The sequence below is a fragment of the Dyadobacter psychrophilus genome, assembly GCF_900167945.1.
GTDB lineage: Bacteria > Bacteroidota > Bacteroidia > Cytophagales > Spirosomataceae > Dyadobacter > Dyadobacter psychrophilus.
The window spans coordinates 261,994-288,236 of the sequence record NZ_FUZA01000005.1 but is presented as its reverse complement, the minus strand read 5'-3'; the positions used below and the strand labels follow the sequence as shown (position 1 = coordinate 288,236).

General features: G+C 47.8%; 19 protein-coding genes. All 19 read right to left on the bottom strand.

Features of this window, described 5'->3' with window-relative positions; all coding sequences use genetic code 11:
• The 19 genes from B5X68_RS19190 to B5X68_RS19100 are packed head-to-tail and all read right to left on the bottom strand — an operon-like array spanning nucleotide 1 to nucleotide 26,223.
• Nucleotides 1–1,182: a PP2C family protein-serine/threonine phosphatase gene (locus B5X68_RS19190; RefSeq protein WP_082216385.1), complete on the bottom strand. Its 1,182-nt coding sequence runs from the start codon at nucleotides 1,180–1,182 to the stop codon at nucleotides 1–3.
• A gap of 60 nt (nucleotides 1,183–1,242) precedes the next feature.
• The gene (locus B5X68_RS19185) at nucleotides 1,243–2,073 is read right to left on the bottom strand and encodes a sensor histidine kinase (protein ID WP_170916688.1); all 831 of its coding nucleotides are present in this window, start codon (nucleotides 2,071–2,073) and stop codon (nucleotides 1,243–1,245) included.
• Between the two features lie 36 nt (nucleotides 2,074–2,109).
• On the bottom strand, nucleotides 2,110–5,823 hold the full coding sequence (locus B5X68_RS19180; RefSeq protein ID WP_082216383.1) for a sensor histidine kinase: 3,714 nt from the start codon (nucleotides 5,821–5,823) through the stop codon (nucleotides 2,110–2,112).
• Complete coding sequence (locus B5X68_RS19175) at nucleotides 5,795–8,641, bottom strand: HEAT repeat domain-containing protein (protein ID WP_141110348.1); 2,847 nt, start codon at nucleotides 8,639–8,641, stop codon at nucleotides 5,795–5,797. The genes B5X68_RS19180 and B5X68_RS19175 overlap by 29 nt, the downstream gene beginning before the upstream one ends.
• 3 nt (nucleotides 8,642–8,644) lie before the next feature.
• On the bottom strand, nucleotides 8,645–9,196 hold the full coding sequence (locus tag B5X68_RS19170) for a GNAT family N-acetyltransferase (protein ID WP_170916687.1): 552 nt from the start codon (nucleotides 9,194–9,196) through the stop codon (nucleotides 8,645–8,647).
• 45 nt (nucleotides 9,197–9,241) lie between these two features.
• Nucleotides 9,242–11,869, bottom strand: a complete 2,628-nt coding sequence (locus tag B5X68_RS19165; RefSeq protein ID WP_082216380.1) for a TonB-dependent receptor plug domain-containing protein — start codon at nucleotides 11,867–11,869, stop codon at nucleotides 9,242–9,244.
• Nucleotide 11,870: 1 nt separating this feature from the next.
• Entirely contained in the window at nucleotides 11,871–15,053 is a 3,183-nt protein-coding gene (locus B5X68_RS19160; protein ID WP_082216379.1) for an nSTAND1 domain-containing NTPase, read from the bottom strand.
• Nucleotides 15,054–15,058: 5 nt separating this feature from the next.
• Nucleotides 15,059–15,484 (bottom strand): ATP-binding protein, encoded by a 426-nt coding sequence (locus tag B5X68_RS19155; protein WP_082216378.1) that lies wholly within the window; start codon nucleotides 15,482–15,484, stop codon nucleotides 15,059–15,061.
• A 12-nt stretch (nucleotides 15,485–15,496) separates the two neighbouring features.
• The gene (locus B5X68_RS19150) at nucleotides 15,497–15,817 is read right to left on the bottom strand and encodes an STAS domain-containing protein (RefSeq protein ID WP_082216377.1); all 321 of its coding nucleotides are present in this window, start codon (nucleotides 15,815–15,817) and stop codon (nucleotides 15,497–15,499) included.
• 27 nt (nucleotides 15,818–15,844) lie between these two features.
• The gene (gene glgX / locus B5X68_RS19145) at nucleotides 15,845–17,965 is read right to left on the bottom strand and encodes a glycogen debranching protein GlgX (RefSeq protein ID WP_082216376.1); all 2,121 of its coding nucleotides are present in this window, start codon (nucleotides 17,963–17,965) and stop codon (nucleotides 15,845–15,847) included.
• 3 nt (nucleotides 17,966–17,968) lie between these two features.
• Nucleotides 17,969–18,307 (bottom strand): STAS domain-containing protein, encoded by a 339-nt coding sequence (locus B5X68_RS19140; RefSeq protein ID WP_082216375.1) that lies wholly within the window; start codon nucleotides 18,305–18,307, stop codon nucleotides 17,969–17,971.
• Between the two features lie 27 nt (nucleotides 18,308–18,334).
• The gene (locus B5X68_RS19135; RefSeq protein ID WP_082216374.1) at nucleotides 18,335–20,158 is read right to left on the bottom strand and encodes an AGE family epimerase/isomerase; all 1,824 of its coding nucleotides are present in this window, start codon (nucleotides 20,156–20,158) and stop codon (nucleotides 18,335–18,337) included.
• A 32-nt stretch (nucleotides 20,159–20,190) separates the two neighbouring features.
• A complete protein-coding gene (locus B5X68_RS19130; protein WP_082216373.1) occupies nucleotides 20,191–20,613 on the bottom strand; it encodes a VOC family protein in 423 nt (140 codons plus the stop codon).
• 1 nt (nucleotide 20,614) lies between these two features.
• Nucleotides 20,615–21,193: a DJ-1/PfpI family protein gene (locus B5X68_RS19125; RefSeq protein WP_082216372.1), complete on the bottom strand. Its 579-nt coding sequence runs from the start codon at nucleotides 21,191–21,193 to the stop codon at nucleotides 20,615–20,617.
• A 29-nt stretch (nucleotides 21,194–21,222) separates the two neighbouring features.
• Complete coding sequence (locus B5X68_RS19120; protein WP_082216371.1) at nucleotides 21,223–21,615, bottom strand: nuclear transport factor 2 family protein; 393 nt, start codon at nucleotides 21,613–21,615, stop codon at nucleotides 21,223–21,225.
• Nucleotides 21,616–21,651: 36 nt separating this feature from the next.
• A complete protein-coding gene (locus B5X68_RS19115; protein ID WP_082216370.1) occupies nucleotides 21,652–22,077 on the bottom strand; it encodes a hypothetical protein in 426 nt (141 codons plus the stop codon).
• Nucleotides 22,078–22,110: 33 nt separating this feature from the next.
• Nucleotides 22,111–23,661, bottom strand: coding sequence for a GMC family oxidoreductase (locus tag B5X68_RS19110; RefSeq protein ID WP_212568021.1), 1,551 nt, complete (start codon nucleotides 23,659–23,661; stop codon nucleotides 22,111–22,113).
• 35 nt (nucleotides 23,662–23,696) lie between these two features.
• Nucleotides 23,697–25,406, bottom strand: a complete 1,710-nt coding sequence (locus B5X68_RS19105; protein ID WP_082216368.1) for a thiamine pyrophosphate-binding protein — start codon at nucleotides 25,404–25,406, stop codon at nucleotides 23,697–23,699.
• Nucleotides 25,396–26,223, bottom strand: a complete 828-nt coding sequence (locus B5X68_RS19100) for a type 1 glutamine amidotransferase domain-containing protein (RefSeq protein ID WP_082216367.1) — start codon at nucleotides 26,221–26,223, stop codon at nucleotides 25,396–25,398. The genes B5X68_RS19105 and B5X68_RS19100 overlap by 11 nt, the downstream gene beginning before the upstream one ends.
• Nucleotides 26,224–26,243 lie beyond the last annotated feature (20 nt).

The window sequence follows — 26,243 nt, the reverse complement described above, 5'->3', positions numbered from 1 at the left end:
TCACCCCGGCAAATACCGCAGCGATAGCATTGTGATGTCATCAAACTGCGTAGCGGGGCCGATGAAATCGATTAAACTTTCTAATGTGGCCTCATTCATTTCCTTCGCGGTTTCCTGGGTGGAGCCTTCGCCGGTTGTGAAAAAATCTTGCAGGTAATGCAGGCCGTAACGTGCTCCGGCGAGATTGTTGGCGTCGGTTACACCATCTGTGTAGAGTACAAATTTGTCACCTGCATTCAATGTCAGCGTATGCGATTCAAATTCGAATGTCGGGTCGAAGCATAAGGCCATTCCTCCCTCCTTTTTGACCAGTTCCGTTTCACCGTTTGCGCGGATGATGACGGGCGGCTCGTGACCTGCATCCACGTATTCCACAACGCCGGTTCTAACATTTAAAATGCAGACAAAGGCCGTAACGAACATATAGGAAGAATTGTCTTCACTCAGAAACTCGTTGACGATCTTCACTTTGTCGGTAATGGAATCACCATTGCGATTAGAAAACTGGCTTTTGAAAATAGCCTTACTAATCGCCATGAACAACGCTGCCGGCACTCCCTTGTCCGAAACGTCGCCGATCATGAAAAATAAATGCTCGGAATCCATCATGAAATAGTCATACAAATCACCGCCCACGACCTTTGCAGGATGAATAAATGCATGCAAGTCCACGCCTGCTTTTCCAATGTTCGCAGGAACCGTTTTCGGCAACATCGACATTTGAATTTCTTTTGCGACGCTCAAATCGTTCTGGATCGCGATTAATTGTTCGCGGCCCTTTTCCAGACTGGTTAACATTTCAATGTGCTCAACGGTCTTGGAAATGGTGATTTCCAGATCTTCGAAATTGACGGGCTTGGTTACAAAATCAAATGCGCCGCGATTCATCGCCGTACGGATATTGTCCATATCGCCGTAAGCCGAAACCATGATCGATTTCAGCAACGGGTTTTGTTTCTCGTTCACCTTCGAAAGGAACGTCAGCCCGTCCATCCCCGGCATGTTAATGTCCGAAAGAATAAGTGCAATGTCGTCAGACTCTTCCAGCCGTTCCAATGCCTCGATCCCGTTGTTAGCAAATACAAATTCGTATTTCTTATCCCGGATCTGCTTACGGAACAATTGAAGGATCAGCATCTCCATGTCTTGTTCATCATCTACACTTAATATCCTGATTGCCATTATATTGTTATTTTTAAAATTGATATCCTAACTAAATTTTACTCTCTAAACGCTTACTTCTCATGCCGGAATCACAATCCTGAACTCCGTTTTTTCGCCCAAAACAGACGTCACGCTAATGCTTCCCTTGTGCGTATCCGTAATGCTCGTATATGTGAGCGAAAGTCCTAATCCGGTTCCTTTGCCCTGGGGTTTTGTGGTGAAAAACGGCTGAAAAAGTTTCGTCACAATGTCTTCCGGAATGCCGATCCCGTTGTCGCAAACTTTGATTTCCACTTCCTGACCAAGCCTGCTCGTAGCGATTTCTATGACGGGGCCGTAAGCTTCGGTTTGCCGTTTCAGCTTTTCGTTTACGGCATAGCACGCATTATTGACCAGGTTTACAATCACACGTCCAAATTCCCCTCTGGCCAGTTTTACATTTCCGACCTGCGGGTCGAGATCGTATTTTAGTGTTACGTTGAACGAGCTGTCGTCGGCCCGTACGCCCTGATATGCGAGTTTGCTGTATTCTTCCAGCAACTGGTTTAAATCGGTCGGTTCGAGGACGGCTGCGTCGGAGCGCGCTTGTGCGAGCATTCCCTGGATAATGCGCTCAATGCGTTTTCCGTTTTCGTTTATTTTAATGAGATTTTGAGAAAGTGTTTCCAATAAATCCTTTTCGTCCGCCAGGTCGCCATCTTTCATGTCGGCCAGTGGCTTCTGACAAATATCCAGGATCTCGCCCACCAGCCCTTGCGACAGCCGCGAGAAGTTGTTGACAAAACTTACCGGATTCTTGATTTCATGCAAAATCCCTGCGCTCAGTTGTCCAATCTCCGCGAGTCGGTTGAGCTCAATGATTTTTTGCTGATATAGTTCAATGTTGTGTTCCGTTGTTCCGGCTCCCATAGTCATGGTTATTTAAAATTTGCAGCATTCAGCGTGTTAAGCGACGACCGGGAGGAAAATTTCTATTTCGGTAAACACTCCTTCCAATGAATTTACCGACATGCGTCCTTTGTGATATTCTATAATGTCCTTACTCATATACAAGCCCAACCCGGTTCCTTTTGACGTAGGTTTGGTTGTAAAAAATGGATTAAATAGCTGCTCCTGTTCCTTCGCGGGAATGCCTTTACCATTATCCCGGATGATGATGCAGATTCCGCCAGCGACCAGCTTTGATGAGATCAAAACCTGCGGCTCAAAGGTTTTGTCAATCTTCGCCTTTTCCAGCAGCGCATAGCACGCATTGCTGATCACGTTCGTTATTACCTGCGCAAATTCGTAAGGAAGCAGGCTTACCCTGACCGGAATATCATATAAAGCCATTTCCAGCTTCACTGAGGCATCTTTATACTCATTCAGCACTTCCTGAATGGCTGATTTCGCCTTGGCTTCAAGAAACGGATTTAGTTCTGTCACCATGAAATCCGTAGATTTTCCTTTCAGCAGCTTCTGCATATCCTTCACAATGCGCGTTGTGCTGTTACCGTGCTCGTAAATTTTTTCCAGGTTTTTTTGAAGCATTTCAAAACCGCTGTCCAGATCATCCTTTTCGTCTTCCGACAACCCATCCTGGTGTTTGTCAGTGACTTCTGTAATCTCTTTCAATAATTTTCCGGACGATTGCGAGAAGTTGTTAATGTAGTTCAACGGGTTCAAAATCCGGTCAACGATCCCTTTTGTAAGGCTGCCCACGGACGCTAAACGCTCCTGCCGGATGAGCTCTTCCTGCGTGGATTTGAGGTTGGACAATGTATTTTCAAGGTTTTCGAGAATATTGGTTTTAATGTATGCACCAATCAAATGCTCTTTCAAATTCTTCACAACATTAAAATCCCGTTCCCCAAACGCATTCTCCCGGTCTGTATTTTCCAGCGTAATGTAACTTTTCACATCGCCATCTACCCGAATGAGGATCGTAATCAGCGACTTGGGTGAAAAAAGCGCATCTACCGACTCATTCCTATTCTGGCTCCGGAAGTCATTTTTAAGGAAAATGTCTTCAAAAATCTCTTCGCCGTTTTCAACGTATCGCTGCTCGGCTTGCTTTGATGTCAATTGAATGTCCTCCACCCTCGCGTTTTCCACCGCACCAGCGAGCGCGATGAACTGATAATTATCGGTAATTTTATTATAAACCAATGCCGATGCGCCATTCACATTCTGGAATTCGCAAAGTTTGTTCAAAACCAGCTGAAACAGTTTTCCGGTGTTCACTTCACCGTTAATAGATTTTACAAATTCATCGATCCGTTCCAGCTGGTCATTGGTTGCAGATAATTCCTCGGACTGCAATTCCAGCTCTTCTTTCTGATTTACGACTTCTTCCGTTCGTTCCCGGATCCGCGTTTCCAGCTCCTGTTTTTCTCTCAATATGCTCCGCAATCGCCACCGCACTACATAATAGATCACTACACCAAACAAAATCACATAAAGTGCGATCATATACCACTGCCGGAACCAGGGCACACGGATTTTGAAAGCCAGGGAAGTCTCTTTTGAAACGTGATTGTAAACATCCTTCGCCCGGACCCTGAACGTGTAACTTCCCGATGGTAAGCCGCTGTATTCTTTCCGCGTTAGTTCGCTCCAATCGGACCATTCCGTATCATAGTTTTCCATAAAATACTGATACAAAACTTGCTGATTGCTGTGATAACTGGGCAAGGCAAACTCGAAAATGAGATTGTTCTGGCGATGGCTAAGTGCATTTCTGATCGTCCCGTTTTGGGCAAATTCCAGCAAACTATCCTGCGTTGCGACGCTTCTGAGCAATACCGGATATTCGTAAACGTATTGATCCCGAACGTCCATGTCGAGCCGGTAGAGTCCCTGATCCCCGCCAAGCCAGGCTTTGCCGTTTTCATCGGGGAATATGACCTGAAATGGTATATCGGCAATCGGCATCAATGGTGTTTCCAGCAATTCATATTCTCCGGAAGGCTTTCTTTTAAAGAGCGAAGCCGATTTTTTATCTCCGCGCGTAGTCCACACATTGCCCATACTATCGCTTTGAATGCGATCAAACCAGGTTTTTTCCGCATGAAGCCAGTTTGCCCTCGCGAAACGATCCGATTGTGGCTGATATTGGAAAAGTCCGTCTTTGTTTGAGACTATCAATTTTCCTTCGTATAAAGCCAATTTGTTATATAGCGGGCTTGGAATTCCTTGTGCGGCTGCGAAACGTTTCACATATCCGGATTGCCCATCCATTTTGATTATGCCATTGGACAGCGTTTCCAGCCAGAAAGTCCCCGAAGGAAATTCTGTTACACCTACAATCTGCTCATTCACGCTCTTCACCCATTCCTGCTTCCATCCATTTCCCGCGCGGCTGAGTTTGATCAAGCCGTCCTGAGTCCCTGCAAGCAACTCATTGCCAGCATTTGAAGCCGTGACACTTAGTGAAAAATTGGAGGATATTTTTCTAATTCCTTCGCCTTTGCCCCATTGAAAAACGCCTTTGTTAGAAGCAATGTAAAGCGCACCGTTTGTTTCGTCAAAACCCAGAACACTTCCCGAAAAACCTTCAACGTGGACGATCTTGTTGTTTTCAATATAATATAATCCATATAGCGTGCCGATCACAACCCTTCCCTGAAAGCGCCTGATTGCGGTGACAGAGCCTTTCAGACCGTCTTCCGTGCCGAAAATCGAGATCGGTGATGGCAGGTCAAACCGGGCGATCCCGTCATTGAGCGCTAGCCAAAGATTGTGTTCGCGGTCAGTGAACATGGCTGCCACCTGGCTTTCTTCCAAATCGGCGCCAGCGTATACCGGATACTGCACATTCCCATCCGCGTTAACCACCAGTATTCCGCCCGTTGCCATGCTTATGGCAATCGTCCCATCTTGTAATTGTGTGGCATAAGTTGCCTGATTTCGGATCAAAACCGAATTTGCGTTTCCGGCAAGAATTTCAATCCGGTTGTTCTTCAATGTAAAAATTCCCTGGCTTGTTGTAATCAAAAGTGCCGATCCGTCACTGAGCTGTACGACCGAAGTGAGATCGAGCAATGCGGGGACATTGACACCTTGTTCGATTTTGGAGATTTGCGTTCCATGAATTAGCAGTATGCCTTTGCTTTTTGCGTAAACCAGCATTTCGTCTTTTAAAGGAAAGGCCGCCTGGATTTTGAGGTTATGCTTAAAGGGAGCGATTCTCAAACCATTCCAAAAAAAGCTGATCTGATCAGTCACAAACCACGCGCCCACCTTGGTAGGAATGATCTGGATGACTTGTGTAAATTTCTCTTTTAGCTTTGCCGACAGATTTACAAACTGTTGAACGCCAAACTGATCATTCCCCAAATAACCAAACTCGCCATTCGCCCCTACAAGTACGCGGCCCTTGGCATCCGTTGCCAGAGCCGATACGCGGGTAACGTTCGTAGTCTGGATCGTCTTCCACGAGACCCCGTCGTATTGCAAAACGCCTGCAAAGTTGGCAAAATACATCACCCCCGACTTATCCTGCGAAATGGCAAAATTCTGGTCATGCGCATGGTATTCCGAAGACTGATAAAAGCCGGACAACGGCCTTCCCACCTCTGGTTCGGCTGCATTAATCTGCTGCGCACGAAGCTGTTTTGAACAGGTGAGCAGGATCAAAATGATCAATAAACTATTGCACCTCAATGCTTTCCTCCACATTTTGTGTGATATTAAGATCTTTTAATAAGAAATTTTCGACAACATAAAACTCAGTGTCTTCCAGCACATTGGGGATCATCGCAACACCCATTTTGGTCAGCTCGGTCACATTTCGAATGTTGCCTGCTTCCAGCACTCCGATTTTCGAGAAAAACAACTTTCCGTAAGTGACAAGAATGGAAACATCACCGTCGCCAAGGTGCTTGCGAAGATCAATCACCTCGCCGCCTTCTTCCTGAAAGTATGCGGAAGTGAGCAGTATTTTTTGCAATTCGCCGCTAAGCAAACCGCCCAGGGCACGCGTTTCCCGCAAGCGCCGAAGCTTGGAAATAAGCAGGTCTTCCTCCCTAGAAAGCCATTCGAGCGGCTTCATGATTTCGAGATGAAATGCATCATTATTTCGCGTCATTACGTCCAATAGCGAGTGAAAACGGGCGGGATTAACAATCCTGAGGATGTAAAAAGCAGTCTGCGAAATGACTTTGGATCGCGAGACGGCATTTGCAACCAGCACGGGCGTAACGATATGCGCATCAAAATGCTGCAACTCTCTGATCGCCACCGCTTTTGTCCACCGGGAAATACGGGTGTAATCTTTGTTAATAATGTCAATCAAACGCTCTTCGACCGACAGGGAAGCAAGCGGATAAATTTCTGCGTAACGGCGGCGCATCTCGTCCAGCGAATCACTGTCCAGGTAAGGAAGGACTTTATTTTTGACGTTTTCAGGCAGTAACAGGTCGCAAATTTCGGTCAGATAATCCCTTGCATCTGTCGACTGATCGCTTTTCAGCAATGTCACAGCATGAAATCTCGAACCATAAACGGCTTCCAGCACGATGAACGCCTTCCGCATAATGCGCAGTTTTTCCCTCTCCATATTCAACATTAGCTGCGTTTCTGGCCCGTATGCTTCTGTAAGGTCATGTTGTGCGGAAAGCAGCCAGGCAAATGTTTTCAGGTGCTCGTCCAGCTCGTTCAGCATAAAAGTTTGCTCCGTGCTGTTACAGGTGTAACGCAGGTTTCGCAATGCTTCCAACACCTTATCCTTTACAAACCGGTTTGGGTTTTCGAGATTTCTGCGTAAAAACCGGATCGCTTCGGGCCCGCCTACCTGCTCCACTATTTTTAGGAGATGCAGTTGCCGGTAACGGTTGTCATTGTTGCTTAAAAATGATTTTTCAATGTATTTTAACAGCGCCGGCCCCGACTTGACCAGTGCTTCAAAGGATACCGAAAAATATCGGTCGGTTTCCATTTGCTCCATCAGAAACGGCCATAACTCCGGCCTTTTCAGTTCACCTGCCGTGTAAATGGCCGCCTCGCGTACTTTTTTGCTGGGATCCTGCAAAAGCGGGATCAGATATTTATAAGACAGGAACCGGTTCGTATCGCCAAGACCCAGGGCCGCATCGATCCGGTCCTCTTCTTTTGGTGAAAAAATTTGGTCAGTGAGCTGTTCGAAAGCTTTGCCGGAAGCCTTTTGTGCCGGAACGTAAGCGTCTTTTTTCTTTAATTTTTCGGGAAATTGAAAAACCTTTTCCCGCACCATTTTTTTGTAGGAGTTCTCACCAGTAAACGCCAGGAATGTCCAGCAAACTGCTACCATAAGAAACAGAATGGCTAGCTGCAAGGCATCCATCCTTGAAATATTAACAAGGGCAAAAAGCAAAACTCCCGCCGCCAAACCGCCCATTGCCTTGGCCCGACCCTCGATCCTACCCTGAATGTTGAGCCGGAAGCGGGCCTGAATTGGCTGATACAAAACCTGGTAAGCCGGCTCTGCAACGGCTTTTCTGATTGCGCTCATGAAAAAACGCGAAAGCGCAATGCAGGCAAAAAAGATCGCGGCAGTGTCATAACTCAATCCGTAAATGACAGAAACAGCAAAACTGAAAACAAGGCTTAACGGAAGGATCAGAATGCCAAGCTTCAAGCCATATTTACTGATCAGTTTGTTGTAAAGGAAGGTCTTGATAAAAAATTCAAGAATGGCACTGATACCAAAGAAAAAACCCAGAAAGCTGGCGAGGGATTCTTTATTTGGGAAGACGCTGCGCGACTCAGTGAAGAAAATGTATTCGACATAAAACAACGCGAAAACAGGCAACAGCGCCAACAGGAAGATGTTTCTGTAATATTTTGGATCAACAGCATCAGCGACCACATTGTCAGCCACTTTATTTTTCACCTCGATACGCGTGTGATTGGTCGTTACATGGCGCTTATGGATTTGTTTTAACAAAACAGCACATACAAGCAGGAAACCAACTGCGATGATCAAAAGCGAATCTATTGGCAAAACTTTAACCAGCGCAGGAACAGCGAGATACATGATCACGGACGAGAAAACTTCTCCGCTGTTGATGAGCGAGGACAATCTTTTGGACTGCTGGAAATTAAAAACCTTAACCACAACCGCCCAGAATGTGACACCATTGACCAGAACGAAAATACGGTTCCAGATAAACAGGCAGAAAAACACCCACTTGCTGCCCGTAAGATGATAGGTTACCAGGAAAAACGCGATTGAGACGATCAGAAAAAGCAATGCATTTTCGCCCAGCCGATCAAATGCAATTCGCTTTTGGACCCTGGTGAGCCCAAGTCCGAGCAGATAGACAAATACGCCGCCAACCACATAAACCTGCGGCAGCATTAGCTGGTCAAAACTGACGAGAAATGACGAAGCGACCACTGTATAGAACAATGCAGTTGCGCCTCCCATAAAAAAGGAATAGGCCATCAGCAGGCTTACGAGGCTTTCCTCGTCCTTTCTGATGTTGAGCATCCGCGATATGTCCCTGAATTTTTTCACAAATTACTTTCCTAATTCCTTAATCATAAAATAGATCTGGCGCTCCGGCATTTGATACAATGGCCTGATTTTCCCCAGGTATAGAAATCCAAGATCTTCCAAAGCTTTAATGCGGGAAGCAACAGGCTGCGCAATGATCATTTTAATGCCATGAGCGGTTGCAAAATTGATCCGCGCCTCGTCCAGCAATGTTGAAAAGCCGTTTCCCCGATATTCCGGTGCAACCACAAGCCGGTTTAAAGAAGCATAAGGGCCATTTCCATAGCCTTCCAGAATGGACCCATCGAAAAGATCGGCATGCGGAATGGAGCTGTAATCCTGGTGAAAACTCATTCGGGCGGCGGCCACAATTTCTTTGTTATGAAGGATCACCCAATGGTGCGCCAGCAAATCTTCGTCGTCCAGCCAGGCTTTATGAGAGAAAAAATCCTGGCTAACCCCCTGTTCGTCTTTCCAGGCCAACACCCTGAGCGCCCCCATTTCGTCCAGCCGTTCGGGATAGTCCAGCTTCATGAGCAGGAATTCCGAATTTCTGATTTCAAACCTTGTTTCCATGAAGTGAAGAGGGTTTTTAAGCAATATTTCCATTTCGTTGAGCAGTTATTTTCGGTTTGTATCAAAAAGAAGCCCGACTGAAAAGACACGGCCTTCCTGCGGATAACGCGACGCAGAGGTAACCCCCTCGGCTGCACGTATGCCCGGTACGAAATATTCGTTGTTTAAAACATTGGACACCTGAACCTGTAAACTGAACAGGTTGAGCACGTTATGATAGGTAAATGTTGAATTCAGCAGGTAAATTGCGTCAAATCTGGTGATGGGGTTACTGCTTCCTGAGGTTCCTGACCCGGACTTACGCGCGCTGATGTAATTATTGGTAATGCTGATGCTCAGATTTTTAACCGGCTCATACACAGCACCGAGGTTAGCGGACCATGGCGCAATGTCGCTTACAGGGATTTTCTGTCCTTCCACCTTACTCAGGTCGCTTGGATTACTATATGTAAAATTACCCCAGACATTCAGGTTTTTCACGTCATATCTGGCTTCCGACTGGATGCCAATGATCCGCTGCTTACCCAACGCCTGAAACTGTTGCGTGGGCACGCCGGCCGGTGTCGTGGCATTGGCAAGGCCCACAGCATTGCTGTAATTGGCAATGTAAGCCGCCACATTGAATGACATGGCTTTACTAAACCGCGCCGAAACGCTGCCCTCTACATTCTTCACACGCTCAGGCTGCAAAGTCGGGTTATTCAGTTGGCGTTCGCGATTAGTAGCATATTTTTGCAGGTAAGAAGCGTCCTTAAATGCCTCAGTATAAATACCTTTGAATACAAATTTCCCTTTTGAATAAATCAAGCTCAACCGCGGATTGAAAACAAAACCATAACCACCATTCGAACGGATCTGATTGTGATCGAGCCTGGAACCGAGCACCATTTTGAGGCTTTCCGTCCAGTTATAAGTGGCTTGTGTAAATATGCCAATGTCAAAAACCCTGAAATTGTCACCGCCTGCGAGCGTGGAATCCGGACGGCCGGTTTCGTCGGCGTTTTCGGTCTGGGAAGTAATGTAGTTTGCCTGGATAATGCTGTTCCTGATCTCGATGCCGCTGTTGATGTCGAGTTTCGGCAAGGGTGTAAGCAACACGCGGAATTCGTTACGAAGCTGGTTGGAAACGCGATACCAGTAAGGGATTGAATAAGTTGGCTTGCGCTGGTTCAACAGGTCTATAATTCCGTAACTGCCATTGAAATAGCCGCGGTAAGTCGGCAAGTTGGTAGCGCCGTTCAGTTCATGGAGGCGGTAGGAAGTGAGGTTCATGATCTGGACCTTTTCCGAAATAAATTTATTGTAGGTCAATGAAAATGCCTTGTTATTGGCCACCCAGCGGGAAATATCGGGCGTTACAATGCGCGAGCGATTGGTATACCAGGGCGTAGCGCCTTCATCCGTTTTCCAGCTCATGAGCGAGATCATGAAGTCCTTGAACTCGACCTTTGCCCGGATGAAAAAGTTTTTAGAATCATCATTAAAACCAACCGGACTTCCATTCACATTTGCCTGGAATAAATTGACATTGTCCAGTTCCGCGGCCTTCGCTTTTCCGGCAGCGGTAAGGCTTAACGCATTCGCAGCGCCGTTTGCATCATAGCCGATCTGATATAAATCACTGTTTGGGAAGAGGGCCGTGAGCTTGCTGTTGGTAAGGTAAGTCTGTGCGGCGGTGCCGTTAATATTTTGCTGCGTTGGATAGTTTTCAGCCGTTCTCGGATCGTAATTCCATTCCGGATACTTACTGTAATTCAGCTCATTGGAAGAGAAATAACGGGAGGTCACAGAAACCGCCACATCCTTTGTCCGCATCGTCACTACGCCGTCAATGAGCTTTGAGTTTAATGATCCATAGCGTACCTGACCATTCGCAGCAATAACCGTTTTCTTTCCTTCGGGCATTTCACGATCCAGGAAACGCTTGGTAATGAGGTTAATAACACCCATAAAAGCATTGGCACCATACATTGTGGAGGCGGGGCCGTATATCACTTCCACGCGCTCAATGTCCGACAACGCATACTGCCGGGAAATGGGAATGTTGTCTGAGTTCAAGTCGTTTTCCTCTACGCCATCCACGAGCAGAATGGTGCGGTCGTTGGAAGTGGATCGGTAACCGCGCTGGTAAAATGTCACATAAGAGGGCCCGTTTCCCCTGATCACATCGAAACCCGGAATGTCGTTCAGCATTTGCGTCAGGTCTTTATAACCTCTTTTTAAAATGTCTGTTTGCGTCAAAACCGTCACCGTCGCTGGCACTTGGAGCAGATTCTCAGCCTTTTTGGAAACGGACGTAATTTGGATAATGCGGTCCATCAGATCGCGCTGCTGAGCAACGAGATCTTTGAATTGCGGCAATGCGGAAAACTCAGGTTCGTAATTCTGGTTGGCCACCAGCAGGTTACGGACAGCTGTGGCAGCTTGCGGCAATGAATCCAGCGCGAGGTAAGTCAATGCAATGATCTTATACGCCTGCACCTGTGCATTAGGGGAAAATTTGGTTTTAAGACAAGGGTTTAATATTTGAAAAACCTCGTCAAAATTGCCTGTACGGTATTTTCTGTCGGCTTCCGGCACAATCACCGAAGCATCGCAATCGTCCTGGGCAAATGCATCCAGGCACGCAAAAGCGAGGGTTATGATGATCAAAATGTGTAAAATTCTTTTCATATTATCTGATGTTGCGGGACAGTTTTTCGTAAGGAATATCCTTTCCAATGTATTGGTCCCACTCTTCCTCGGTCAGTTCTCTCTTCACTTTTTTTGAAACTTCGGCAAACAGGTCCGCCGAGTTAATATCCCAGATCCGAACGGTTTTGTCCGCGCCCGCAGCCAGCAGTTTGTTTCCGTCATGCGTAAACTGAACATCCATAACCCAGTAATCAAAATCACTCAATAACACGGGCTGCTGCTTTGAAATATCTTCCCTCGCATTCCAAATGCGGATTTTCCAGTCGTAGCACGCAGTTGCAATACGGCTTCCGTCGGGTGCGAATGCAATGCTTGTAATGCCGGATGTATGCGTTCCCTGCGTGCCAGTTAAAGAATTCGGAACAGGTTCGTCGTTGCTCATCCGCACATTGTAAAGCATGCCCGAGCTTGTGCCGAAATACAAATGTTTTTGATCTGGCGTAAATGCCATTGAAATCAGTCGGCCGCGCAGGTTAGGCAGGGAAAATTCCGTTGGCTTGGCGTCGAGTTTGGTCAGGTCGAGGCGGATCAGTTTGCCATTTCCCGTTGCCAGGAACATGAAGCGCCCGTCACCGGGCATTTGCACGGCCGCTATTTCTGTTCCAACATTGACATTTTTCAGCACATCGAGCTTCTTGTCGCTGACGTCCCAAAGCCTGATCTGACCGGCTGAACTGATAGAAATTAAGTTAGGTTTGTTATTAATGTTTCTGACCGTCATCGAGAAAATGATCCCGTCGTGGCCGACAATGGTCTTAGCCGGCGCCGTTCCGGGAACCAGATTGTCCCAGCGAACGATCTGGCCATTGGAAGAACCGGTGAAAATGGATTTCCCATCGGGCATAAAAGCCACAGAACGGATGCTCCGGAATGTCTGTCTTGGGTTTCGGAAAATGAGTGGCTTGGCAGCGGGCGTCTGATAATTCCACAAACTCACAATGCCGTCGTCGCCTGCGGTTGCAAACAATGAATTTGCAGCTTGCGGCTCGGCAACCACGCGTACAATGTCATTATGGGCGATCAATGTTGCCTTCGCGCCAGCGGCTTTGGATAATGCATTGAAAATGTCCGGATTCTCGCGCTCACCGCCATTTTTTATATTAAAATCATAAGCCTTCAATGCCAGTAATGCCGCAAGATCTTCTCCCGCTGGCATTTGAAATGATTGAATGGCGATGAAACGGGCCACGGCTTTGGAGCGCTGTTTCAACGCATCATTACGGGAGCTTTCTGCCTCTTTCTGAGCCGATTGCGCATATATTTTCTGCCTGTCGGATTCCTTTTGCGCGCTTACTGCGTATTCTTTTTGAATTTCTGTTTGTTTCTGAGATTCAACGGCGGCTTTCCTTGCATTATCCGCCTGGATCTTCTGTTCTTCAGCAATTTGCTTCGCGATTTTTGCGGCAATGCTTTCTTTCACCGCTTTTTCCTGCTCCCTTACTGCAATGCCTTTTTGTTCTTCTGTCAATGTCTTTTGCAGCTCAGCAAATGTGCCTTGCTGCTCAGCAATCTTCTTTTGCGAAATGGCTTCACGTGTCTGATCCTCAGCACGTTTGCGTTCTTCCAGTGCCAGACTTTCTTTCTCCAATGCCGTTTTCTCGCTTTGTTGTGCCTGCGTACGCAGCACTAGCGCCACAATTAGGAATAATAATGATACCAATGAGCTGACTCCCAGCACAGAAGCGAAAATTCTGGCTTTGCGGAGTTCGCGCTTTTGGCGGTCTTCTTTTTGCCTTACGTCAAGCTCGTATTGTTTTTTACTGTAATCCAGAAAATTGGTTGCACGCTCAAAAAACGGGTCATAGCGTTGCGCCCATTCCAATGTTGGCTCGCTTTCTTTCAGCCATTTAAGTCCTAGTTGTAATTCGGGGTTAACCCAAAGTCCTGTCCGGCCCTCCTGATAAAGTGAGGCTGAGTAACTAAGCTGCTTATATAATTTTGCGGATTCCAATTCCTCTTCAATCCACTTCCGGCATCTTTCCCAGAATGTGAGCACTTTTTCAACCGAAACGTCAATAATGGAATCGTGATCGATTTTTACACCCGGTTTTGGGGTCAAAATAGAGACACCATTTTCCCGGAAAACAAGGATGACATCAATCAGCAGATAATCCGGAATGCCCGTTATCTGAATGATTTCGCGTAAAGGCGTCGGGTGTAGCGAAGATGTGTCGCTCGGGCCAAGTACAATAAGTGATTTTAAAAGTTTAGCAGCTGCATTACGTCGTTTTTCGTCCAGCCGCTGCGTGTAAATTTCCTCGGCATGCATCGTGATCGATTCCTGCATGGTGCCGATTGCTTCATAATCAGCACGCGAAACGGGAGAAGAAAACGGTTTTGTTGACTTCCAGCGATCCCAGGTGCGCATTAATGCGTGTTGCAGAATAGGCAGGAAATCCGGATTGTCGGAAAGTTCTTTCAAAAGTCCGGTTACCAATTCGGGCTCAATACTTGCACCTGCGAACTCTACCGGACCTACAATTACCTGCTTTACTTCGTCCGCATTCATTTTTGGAAGAAGATAATAACCGCGGTTGATGACCTCGGTAAGGCCGTTGAATTCGGTGCAATGATCCAGATAATCGGAGCGCATCGTGATCACCGCATGCACCGGGAATTCGCGTTGGTTGATTAGTGTGAGCAGTAATTGAACAAATGCATTCGTCCTGTTTTTGCCAGAAAAATCATCCGCCAGCTCGTAGCGGAACAGCTCTTCAAACTGGTCAATGACGATCAAAATCTTTCGGTCCGTGGCGGCTGAAAGCAATGCTAATGCTGCCTTCGGATCGGTGCTGAGCTGTTTTTCAATGGCTAATGTGTCGCGGTTATCCCAATCCGGGTCGTCGCTCCGCATGGCCGTTTTCACTGCATTTACAAAGTTCCGGACCGGATGTCCACCCGGCCGGAAAATGATCACTTTCCAGCGGCCTGCCGCCCAAAGGTTCGCAGAATCGCCTTCTTCGAGCGAAGGGATCAAACCGGCTTTAATCAAAGAAGATTTACCACTTCCCGACGACCCGATCAACGCAAGAAAGCGCCCATCCAGGAGCTTGTTTTTTAGCTCCCGGATATGCGCGTCCCTGCCGAAGAACAAAGCATGATCTTCATAATCATAACTCCTAAGGCCTGGAAATGGATTGGTAACAATAGAATTCTCAACCATATTTTTCAGGTTGCCGTAATTTTCATTACAAATTTGTTACGGTTTTTTCCATTGGCATATTCATACGAAAACTCATCCACACCGTTGATAGTCAGGAAAATACCCAGGCCACCAATGCCGCGCTCTTCCAGCGAAAGCGTCAGATCCTGCGCGTTGGGCAGCTCTTTCGCAAGCGGGTCAAACGGTGCAGCAATGTCTTCCAGGATCACCACGAGTGCCTGATCCGAGATTTCACTTAAAACCTGAAAATCCGCTTCAATGCCGGGCGCCTGGTAACCGTACAAAATAATGTTCGTAGCAATTTCATCAACCGCCAGTTTGAGGTTGTAAGTTGGTTTTTTGGCCAATCCAGCCCGCTGTGAAAGCTCACCAATGTATTCCCGCAGCGCATCGAGAGAATCAACAGTGCCGGGAAAACTTTTCGATTCCATTATGCTGGATTTTTAAACTGGATACTGATCAACGATAGTCACGCTGTGCTGCAAGCCCGTTTTGGTAAGCGTGTCAACGATCAGCTCCTGCGGTCTTACAATGTAAATGGATAATTTCGGTCCGATTTTTTGCTTTGAGTAAATCAGCACCCGGAGTCCGGCAGATGACATAAAGTTAAGGTCCTCCATATCAAGCACCAACGAATCAATGGGCTGATTAGCGATTTTCTCAATCTCAGTCTGAAAAACCCGCGCAGAAAGCGAATCCAGTTCGCCATGCAGCGTAAAAGTAGCCACCTGGTCTTGTATTAGTGATTCTATTTGAAAAGCCATTTTATGAATGTTTTGAGATTTAAAAATTTATTTACCAACCAACACCACCGTCGCTCTCCCGCCAACCAGGAACCTCCCCTGATCATCCAGCCTTGGCTCCCTACCAATATCGTAAATGTCGTCACCTGACGGCATGTCCGTATTCACGGCCAGGTGCCAGGTTTTTCCATTCGGGAGCGTTGGGAGTTCGTAGTATAAGCCGTCCCAATGGGAGTTCATCGCCACGTAAATGGAATCGTCCACGATGGTTCCGCTTTTGGCATGGGCACCGTCCAGCATGAATGCCAGGCAGCGGCTGCCGGGTGAAAAGTCGGGTTGCCAGGCTTGGGTTCCGTGAAATGTAATGTCCGCGTATCCGCTTCCTACATAATCAATGTGCTGGAAATGCGTCCTGCTCCTCAGCACCGGGTGTGCTCGGCGGAAGCGCGTGATGCGTTGCGCAAAATGATAAATGTCTGCGTTTTTGTCCATCAGGCCCCAATCCAGCCAGTTCAGCTCATTATCGTGGCAATAAGTGTTGTTATTACCGTTTTTTGTAACCCCCACTTCATCACCCGACAGGATCATCGGCACGCCCTGGCTTACCATCAGGATCGTCAATGCATTCTTGATCTGCTTGTGGCGCAGCTGGTTAATGTACGGATCGTCCGTTTCACCTTCCACCCCACAATTCCAGGAATGGTTGTCATTACCGCCATCATTGTTATTCTCTCCATTCGCTTCGTTATGTTTTTCATTGTAAGCGAAGAGGTCGTAAAGTGTGAAACCGTCGTGGCAGGCGATGAAATTAATGCTGGCAGTTGGGCCGCGATAGTAATATAAATCGGGCCATCCCTGGATGCATTGTGCCATTTCACCAACCAAACCTTCGTCCCCTTTCAGGAATTTACGGATCGAGTCGCGGTATTTTCCATTCCATTCTGCCCAGCGTCCGTAAGCCGGGAATGAACCCACCTGATACAATCCGCCGGCATCCCATGCTTCGGCTACGAGCTTGCATTTGGCCAAAATCGGATCGTATGCGAGTGATTCCAAAAGCGGCGGGTTGCTTAATGGCGCCCCGTTCTGATCGCGGCCGAGAATGGCGGCGAGGTCGAAACGGAAACCATCAATGTGGTAATCGGCTGCCCAGTAACGCAGACAGTCCAGCACCATGTTCCGCACCACCGGATTGTTGCAATTCAATGTATTGCCGGTCCCTGAAAAATTGAAATAATAACCCTCAGGCGTCAGCATGTAGTAGGTTTTGTTATCAATTCCCCTGAACGAGATCGTATGACCGCGGTGATCTCCTTCGGCCGTGTGATTGAAAACCACGTCCAGCATTACTTCAATGCCGTTCTTATGGAGTTCTTTCACAAGCGTTTTCAGCTCGTCCACCTGCATGCCAAATTTCCCTGTGGCTGCATAACCTGCTTTTGGAGAGAAGAAATTAACCGTGCTGTAACCCCAGAAATTAACGATCAGTCCACCCGTAACCGGGTTTTCCTTGCTGTTTTCCCATTCGTCGAACTCGTAGATCGGCATCAGCTCTACGCAGTTGATTCCTAGTTCTTTGAGATAAGCGATTTTGCTGCGAATGGCCGCAAATGTGCCTGGATTCTTCACATTCGAAGAAGGGTGCTGCGTAAAACCGCGCACGTGCATTTCGTAAATAATCAGGTCCTCGATCGGCGTTTCCAAAGGATGGTCGTTCTCCCAGTCGAAATCCTCAAAAACGAGGCGCGAGCGATATGGGTAAATGTTATCCCAATTGGGCTTCGCCAACCAGGAATCCCGTCCGCCAATGGCTTTGGCGTAGGGATCGCTGAGTATAATGCTTTTGTCAAAACGATGACCTTCTTCCGGCTTGAAAGGCCCGTCCATGCGGTAACCATATTCCAGGCGCTCGTAATCCAGATCAAACACGATCATGGAATACACATTGCCCGTCCGGAACTCCTCGGGGAAACGGATCTCGGCAAACGGTTCCGCCTCGCCCCGCTCGAACAATACGAGCGTGCAGTCGATGGCTTCGCTGGAATAAATGCTGAAATTGATCCCGTTCGGGACCATTGTGGCGCCAAATGGCAGCACGTGTCCCCGTCTGAACTTGATCCCCTGCTGCTCGTGCGTCGGGTAATAATCGATCCTGATATCTGTTGCCATGGATTAGTCTTGTTTTAGAAATGCAACTCCATCTTCCGGCTTTTCAACAATGGTAAAAAAGTTGATAAAACCGGTGGTCGACATCACGTCCTGGATCTCTTCGGAAACACCCACGAGCACGACTTTGCCTTCCTGCGACCGGATATTCCGGTACACCATCAAAAGCACACGCAGACCGGCGCTGGACATAAAACCGACCTCGGTAAGGTCGATCACAATGTGCTTGCTTTTGTCCATGGCCACCTTTGCGTTCCTTTCAAATTCAGGCGCCGTTTTGCTGTCAATATCGCCGGAAACCTCAACAACCGTAATTTCTTCCTGATCCGTAATGGTAACTTTCATCTGAAAAGTGTCTTAATGTGGTTCAAATTACTTGGCCGAACTGATCTGTACTTTCACGCGGATGCGTTCCTCTGTTTCAGGAAGCTTCACGGTAAGCGCATAGGCATCGAAATCCGTATAAGGCTGATCATCAATGAAAACCTCGCTGATGTACACGCTTCCAGGAGGCAAAATGTCCGGCGAAACGCGCAGAATGTTGTCTTTCCAGCCGTTTGGATAAGGCTTAAAATAGAAATAGGTTGGCTGCTTCGTAATCAGCAAATTTATATAAACCGCTGACAGATAGCATAGTTCTGTGCTGTGGTAAGCACTCATCGAGTGGCTTCCTTTGAAACGCTCTGTTCCCAAAAGATACGGCATACCATTGCCCAACACATTGAAATACACACCGCCATCGTCATTATCCAGGAAGAATGCATTGTAGAATGCAGCTGCCTCGCGTGCTTGTTTTTCGTATTCTTTATCGCCCAAAACCCCGTACATGATCAGGTAAGCAAGAATGGCCTGCTCCTGTTGCCACCAGGCCTTGCGGTCGTGCCATACAAACTGGTGCTTGTCGCCTGTTTTCTGCACGCGTTCCACCACGTCGTACCAGCCGCCACGCTGCTGATCGGAACCAGCTGCCGGCATCAGTTCAGCGATTTTCTTGGCAAATGCCAGATATTCCTCTTTCGGGGTCAATGACTGCTGACGAATCAAATTCCAGGCGATTTTCAGGTTGTGCCCTACTACTGCGCGGTTTTGCTGCCATCCCCAGGTCTGGTCTTTGCTCCAATCTTCGAAGAATTTCTCCTGAACAAACGGGCTGTTTTCGTAGTCCGGGAAATATTTGGTAATGGTGTCAAATGTGTATTCCAAAAAGTCAGCGTGCTTCTGCTCGCCGCTCGCCAGCCAAAGGTTGATCAGATAAGCCGGAGCGTGGTCACCCACGGAGTTCCAGTTTTTGCGCGCCTTGTTGTGAGCGAGAGAATCCTCGTGCGCATCCAATGTGATCGGGTGCAAGTGCGAGTAGTAACCCACGCCGTTTGGATCTTTGAAATATTTTTCAAAAAGATCAATGGTCTTGTCAATGTCGTCGCGGATGCGCTGATCGCCCGTGATGCGGTAGGTTTGCGTCGGGCCTGCAAGTGCGTAAATCTGCTCATACATAGGAAGCGAATCCAGGTCGTCGCCAAATTCCGAAGTCAGCAATTTGGTTTCTTTCTGACCTTCCACTTTCAGGCCGTGATACCAGTAAACAAGGTCGTCGTCCTGGTCAAAAAAGCGCATGTGGTCGCGCAGATATTCTGTTCCAAGTTCTGCACCTTCCAGGAATTCGTCTTTTCCGGTCAACAGATATGCCGATGCAAATCCGTAAACCATTCTTGAAATCGTGTCTGTTTCCTGCAAGTAATCTCCTTTTTTGGAACCTCCCAAATGGAGCATTGTGCGGTAATTTTTGTAGTTGATCTCCTCTTTCGGATAATCAAACTGCCATTTCAGATAGCTGGAAGCGATCGAGCTGATCTGCGTGATCCAATAATTCTGCTCCTCGTGGCGATAAGCTTTCGGCTCCTTACCCGGGAAAATCAATTGCTGTGCTTCGAATGCGCTTTCATCCGCACCCGCATTCGGATAGAATGTTCCGTAGGCGAAAACATACTGCCCGTTTGTAGACAAAAACGGCGCAATGTCGCCCGGATCTTGCCATCCTTCTGTGAGGTTCTGCACGCCGCGGGCATAGGTGGAAGCGATCAGGTTGATCTTAAAAGGACGCTTATCCGACGTCTCAACTGTGAACCAGCGTTCCTCTGCATTATATCCCGTGATATACCCTGCAATGGTATCTGAAAAAGTGAAATTTATATTCATGCGTTAGTTGGTAAAGGTGTTTTGAGAGTTTATTAAGCCAAGTCTTCCTGATCGCGGTAGCCCTGAGTGATTTCTATGATGTTTCCTTCGGGGTCTTTGAGCCAGACGGTTTTCCAGCCTTCAATTACGTCGTCGAAATGCAATGGGCCGAGGGTGATTACTGCGTCTTCTCCCATGCTTTCCACTTTGGCGTCAATGTCGTCCACAGAGAATGCAATGTGGCGTAAACCAGCGTAGTGCGGGCCGTCGGCTTCGGACATCGGGTAAGGACGGTCTTCTTCGGGCGGAAAGATCTCAAAGTAAAAATTGTCGTCGTTTTTTAGGAAAACCAGCTCGGCATCATCGCCCAGACTGATCACCCTTGCCCTGCGGAAGCCAAAATATTTGGCATAAAAATCCTCGAACTTGCCGAGGTCCTTGACTGTCAATGCCAGGTGAAAAAATGTCGCGCTCATGTTAATTTGGGTTAGCTGCTGACAGGGTTTCGATGATCTTTTTCGCAAACAAATGCGCATGTCCGCCTGAGCGCCCGGTGATCAGATCACCGTCCACAACCACATCTTCATTGGTATAAATGGCCCCGTAAGCCTTTGCGTCGCCGATCAGGTTGTTGTGGCAAACCAATTTGCGGCCGCGAACAAGCTCCGTTGCGGGCGCAGTAAGCCATAATCCGTGGCAGATAATGCCTTTTAAAATGCCTGGTTCAGCGAAAACACGTTTCAGGAATTCGGTTGCAGGCGGGATTTTCTCCACGTCTTCGGTGTAACGTAGCCGGTCCGAAACCATACCTGACGGTACGATAATAGCGTCGTAAGTGCGCAGCTCTTCATCGCTCATATTTTCAAATGACTCCCAGCAATCCATCGGCGCGCGGTATTCGTGGCCCAGGAATGTGAGTTTATCCTGTCCCCATAACCTTGTCAGAAAATGCAGATCAGCGCCTTCCTCCGGAAAGCGGAATTTGTAGTAGAATATCTCGTTTTCAAAATAATCGGCCTCCAAGAGCACGCCGATCTTTTTTCCTGCCAGTTTCATGACGAAAGGGTTTAGGGGTTATTTTTAAATTAGGCTAATGTTCCGTCCGGATGCTGGACCATTCCGGCAAAATGAATGGCGATCTTTCCGTCTTGCAGCACCCAGCTGTCTGCGAAGCGCATTTCACTTTTTTCACCGCCCACCGTCATGGTAATCTGTTCGGTGATCATTAATGTTTCAGGATTCTCAGTTTCGGCCCAGAAAACAATGTCCGTTTCCAGTCCGTCGATGCCCAGAATGCCTTGCATATGCTCATTCACCTGGTCGCGGCCTTTGTAAATAACGGGCGATTTGGAGAAGCTGCTGATCAATGTTGCGTCATCTGTGTATTGGTCCAGCAGCGCGTCAATATTTTTGTCAAGAATGTGTTGAATGTGCTCCTTATACATCCTTCCCAGCTTGGTATCGGGTACGTTTTTCATATTTTTGGTTTAATAAAGAAGGGTTAACAACCTGATTTACAGCGTTGCGGAACCGACGTGATATTCAAGTCCGTCCACAATGTATTTGGTAATGACCACCTTTCCGGCGTCGGTCAGCTTTACTTCCCAGGTTTGGAAAGCGTCACATTTGATGCGTTTGCTGAAAGGTTCAGGCGCATTCCAGACGCTGGCTTCCCATTGCACCACCACTTTCACCACCGCAGTGTTGTCCGTTATCTCCGATTCAACGAGCTTAACCGTGTGCACTTCGTCGAAAAATATGCGGATAACGCGTTGGAACCAGCCTTCGAATCCTGCATGTCCATAGACCGTTGCTTCCGGGAAAACCATTTCCAGTTCCGCATCTGCAAGCAGCGGCAAAACTTCAACCATCGGGACGTGGACATCCAGCTTTTTATACCAATCAACTGCCAGTGCTTTAATTGCTTCCTGCGTTAGCATTGTGTTTTATTTTTTAGGTTAATTATAATTTAATCAATCGATTAGACTCTTTTTCATACCGGCAACGCCGTGCGGGGCGAGGGTCATATCGGCTGCTTTTTCACCGATCATGAAGCAGGCTGCCACTGTATTTCCGCTGGTAACCGTCGGCATGACGGAGGCGTCTGCAACGCGCAGATTCTGAATGCCGTGAACTCTTAATTCCGGGTCAACGACCGACATTGCGTCATTGCCCATTTTACAGGTTCCGGCAGGATGCCAGATCGTGGTGCTTTGGGTTCTGACAAACGCTTCAATGTCCGCATCCGCACCAGGGACCATTTCACCACCGTTCAATTCCAGGAATTTGGGTGTGTTAGCCAGCTTTCTGACCAGTTCAACGGCCTTGGAAAGCACTGCAACATCGGCTTCATTTTCCAGATAATTTGGATTGATAATCGGCTTATCGGCTGCATTATCAGACCTTAACACCACTTCTCCCCGACTTTCAGGCTGAACCAAAATAGGGAGGAAAATGCAAACAGGACCGCCCAGATCCGGCAGGATCGGTGCTAATGGCTGTGGCAGGCTCGGGGTAAAGTTGATTTGCAGATCCACTGCACTTCCATCATTTTTTGTATTAACAAACAGCGCATTACCAGTAAGTAAAGTCGTGTTCGGCATGGGAATTTTTGACCTGAAAATCATCGGGAGCTGCAAATGGTCCTGCAAGTTTTTGCCAACACCAGGCAAATCTTTAATAACCTCAATGCCAACCTCTTGCAATTCCTCAGCAGGGCCAATTCCCGACAAAAGCAGCAGCTTAGGAGAACCCAGTGCGCCTGCTGAAACAATGACTTCTTTTTCCGCAAAAGCCTTCTCTTTCAAACCTTCCCCAGAGATAATTTCGACGCCTGTCGCTTTCTTATTTTCAATTAAAACCCTGGAAACCAGCGCACCGGTAACAATCGTCAAATTTTTCCTGTCAGCAATTGAATGCAAGAAAGCCGAAGCGCCGCTGTCGCGGTGATCATTTTTATCAATGTGAAACTGCAATAATCCGGCACCATTTTCCTGCCGGGCGCCATTGTAATCCCAATTAGGGCCGTCATAACCCAGCTGCGTTGCGCCTATCAAAAAGTGCTCGGAGCGCATTACTTCATCCGGACATTCGCGAATGCTAAGTTCTCCGCCGGTTGCATGAAAACCCGAGGCACCGTTTTCGTAGTTTTCAGATCTTTTGAAAAAAGGCAAAACAGCTTCATAACCCCATCCTTTGGCACCCATTGCTTCCCATTGATCGAAGTTCGCAGGGTTACCACGGACGTACATCATTGCATTGATCGAAGTGCTGCCTCCTAAAACTTTGCCCTGATTGATCGTGATGGAGCGGCCACTCAAACCCGCTTGCTGCGTGGTTTGCAATTGCCAGTCCATATCCGATCCCCAAAGGCTTACAAAGCCGCCAGGGTCCTGGATAGCAGGTTCTTTATCCGTTTTTCCGGCTTCGATAAGCAGCACTTTCGTTTCTGGGTTGGCGCTCAGGCGATTGGCCAGCACGCTTCCGGCCGCTCCTGCGCCAACGATAATGTAATCAAATCTCATGTGTACCATTATTTAAAATGGAGGAGGATTTTCGGTTATTGCGAGCAATTCACTTTCACCCAGTCCGACTTGTGGTTGCCTTCCAGCACCAGGTCGATCAGAAAAGGCTTATCGTCGGCCAGCATTCTTTCGATAGCGGGCAAAATTTCTTCTTCTTTTTCAACTCTAACTGCCTCTACGCCCATGGATTGGGCCAAAATGTCAAACCGGATCGCGGGATAGGAAAGGTCGAAAGGCAGCGGATGATCGTGCTTTGGAATTTCGCGTTCCTGCCAGTATTGATCAATGTTGAGTTGCAGCAATTTGTAAGATCCATTGTTGCAAACCACAAATTTTGCTCCCGTATTATGCCGCACCGCTGACCATAATGTCTGGATCGTGTACATGCTTCCGCCGTCGCCTGAGAAACCGATCACGGTTTTTTCAGGATTAGCAATTTTGGCACCGATTGCACCTGGAAAGCCCACGCCTAACGAGCCTCCACGCGTGAGAAAGTATTGTTTTGCGAGTTTTGGCGGCAAGTAACGGCTCACTGCGGCAGAGCTTGTCAATGCTTCATCAAAAATGATTGTCTCATCCTGATTCAGCTTCTCGGCCAGCACTTTTGTGAACTGCGACATATGTAGCGGCGACTTGCCTTGCTGCTCCTCGTCGGCCTCTTTCTCGGCTGCAACTTTTGCATTTTTAGCGTTACCGATCTCCTCTATACGTTGCTGCGCTCTTGCCTTTTGTTCAGGCGTGCTCACAGCTATAATGGCTTGCGCTAATGCTGCCAGTGAAAGTTTCGGATCACTCACAACACCCAGATCAACGCGGTGATTTTTGGCGATCTCATAAGCATTCAGATCGAAATGGATCACCTGTGCTTCCGGCGCATAAATATCTCCTAACTCAGGAAAAACCTCAGGCAACATATAGGTTCCGACGATCAGGTTTGCATCGCCTTTCGTCGTGATCGGGTGACTGAAAGAGCCGAACATGTGACCCGTTGTACCCTGATACAAAGGATGCGTATTGTCCATCACGAGATCCCCGAATTCGACACCGTAAACTTCCGCGCCCAAAAGTTCCGCAACATGCGTCAGTTCCGGGATCGCATCTGAATAAGCAATGCCGTCACCTACGAAGATCATTGGCTTCCCGGCAGCCAGCAACATTTCCGCCGATTGCGTAATCAGTTCCGGTGCAGGCGCAACCCGTGTGGACGGAATGCAGCTTGGAAACACCGGTTCGTCATTGATCTCATCTAGAATGTCCATTGGCAAGCAAACGTAAACCGGCCCCATTGGAGGCGTGGAGGCTATTTTTACCGCCCGGCGCAATGTGCGTAGCAATGATTTTGACGACGTGGCCATGGTTGCATATTTGGTAACCGGCGCCATCATGGCTACCAGATCATTGGCCATTTGTGCATCCATGTTCATGTATTGTACACCCGCATCCGACCCGATAACAACCAGCGGCGCGTGGCCTCTTTTGGCCTGATACACAGCGCCGACTGCATTTCCTATGCCAGGCGAACTGTGCAACTGGACCAATGTGGGCTTCTGTGTGGCGCGGGCATAACCGTCGCCCATCATGACCGCAATCGTTTCCTGCAATGTGAGGATATATTTCATCTCCGGATACTCCGCCAGCGCGTCAAGGAAACCTTGCTCCACCGTGCCGGGATTGCCGAACATGTAATCCATGCCATCCGCAAGGAATTGTTCAATGATCTTCTGATTCCCGGTTTTACCAGCCATAACGCGTGAGGCCTTTGTCCAAAACGTTCACAAACTGCTCTCCGAATTCGAAAGAACATTGCAATGAACGACCTGTGATAAATGGATAGTCAACGATTACGGAAGTTTCTTTTCCAAAATTTCCATGATATTGTCCTTCTGGTCCAACGGCGTCGGAAAGAATGTATTCCAGCACATATGGCGGCGGCCCCATGTTCAGGTCTGTGTGAAGGAAGCCGGTTCCGTCGTGGTAATCGTATTCAATGCAGTGACCTGTCACGTGCTTTCCTTTGATGATGGAATTGCGTTCGTTGAAATCTCTGGCAAAAACAAGCGGCGCAACGCCGTAGCAAATTCCCGCAACAGGCATTTGTTTTTTGTAAAAAGCAAGTATCACATCATGCACACGCTGGTTGTTCACCATGTCAATGATCGGTCCGCTGCCGCCTACGAGGAAAACGGCGTCGTATTCTTCGGTCAGTTTATCCTGTGCGATTTTAAGGTCGCTGTAATATTTTTCAAATGCGCGAAGAAAGTCGGGCGTTGAGAAATAAGGACGCTGCGGGATCACTTCCGACAGGTTCATTGTTTTTTCCAAACGGTTTGTTGCTTCAAAAGCATTCACTTTGTCGGCTGCAAGCTGCGTCGTGACGCACACGCCCAGAGGAGGATCTACGTAAGTTGTGTCATAGCTTGGCGGCAGGGCTTCGGCTTTTTTGCCATTCGGCGTAATAAAATCGACGGTATAACCGGCTTCTTCGAGTTTTTCGAGCGGGCCTACCAGCTCAATGCCCCAATATCCGTATTCCGATAAAATGGCGAGTACTTTTTTAGACATATCAATTCGGGTTTTGAAAA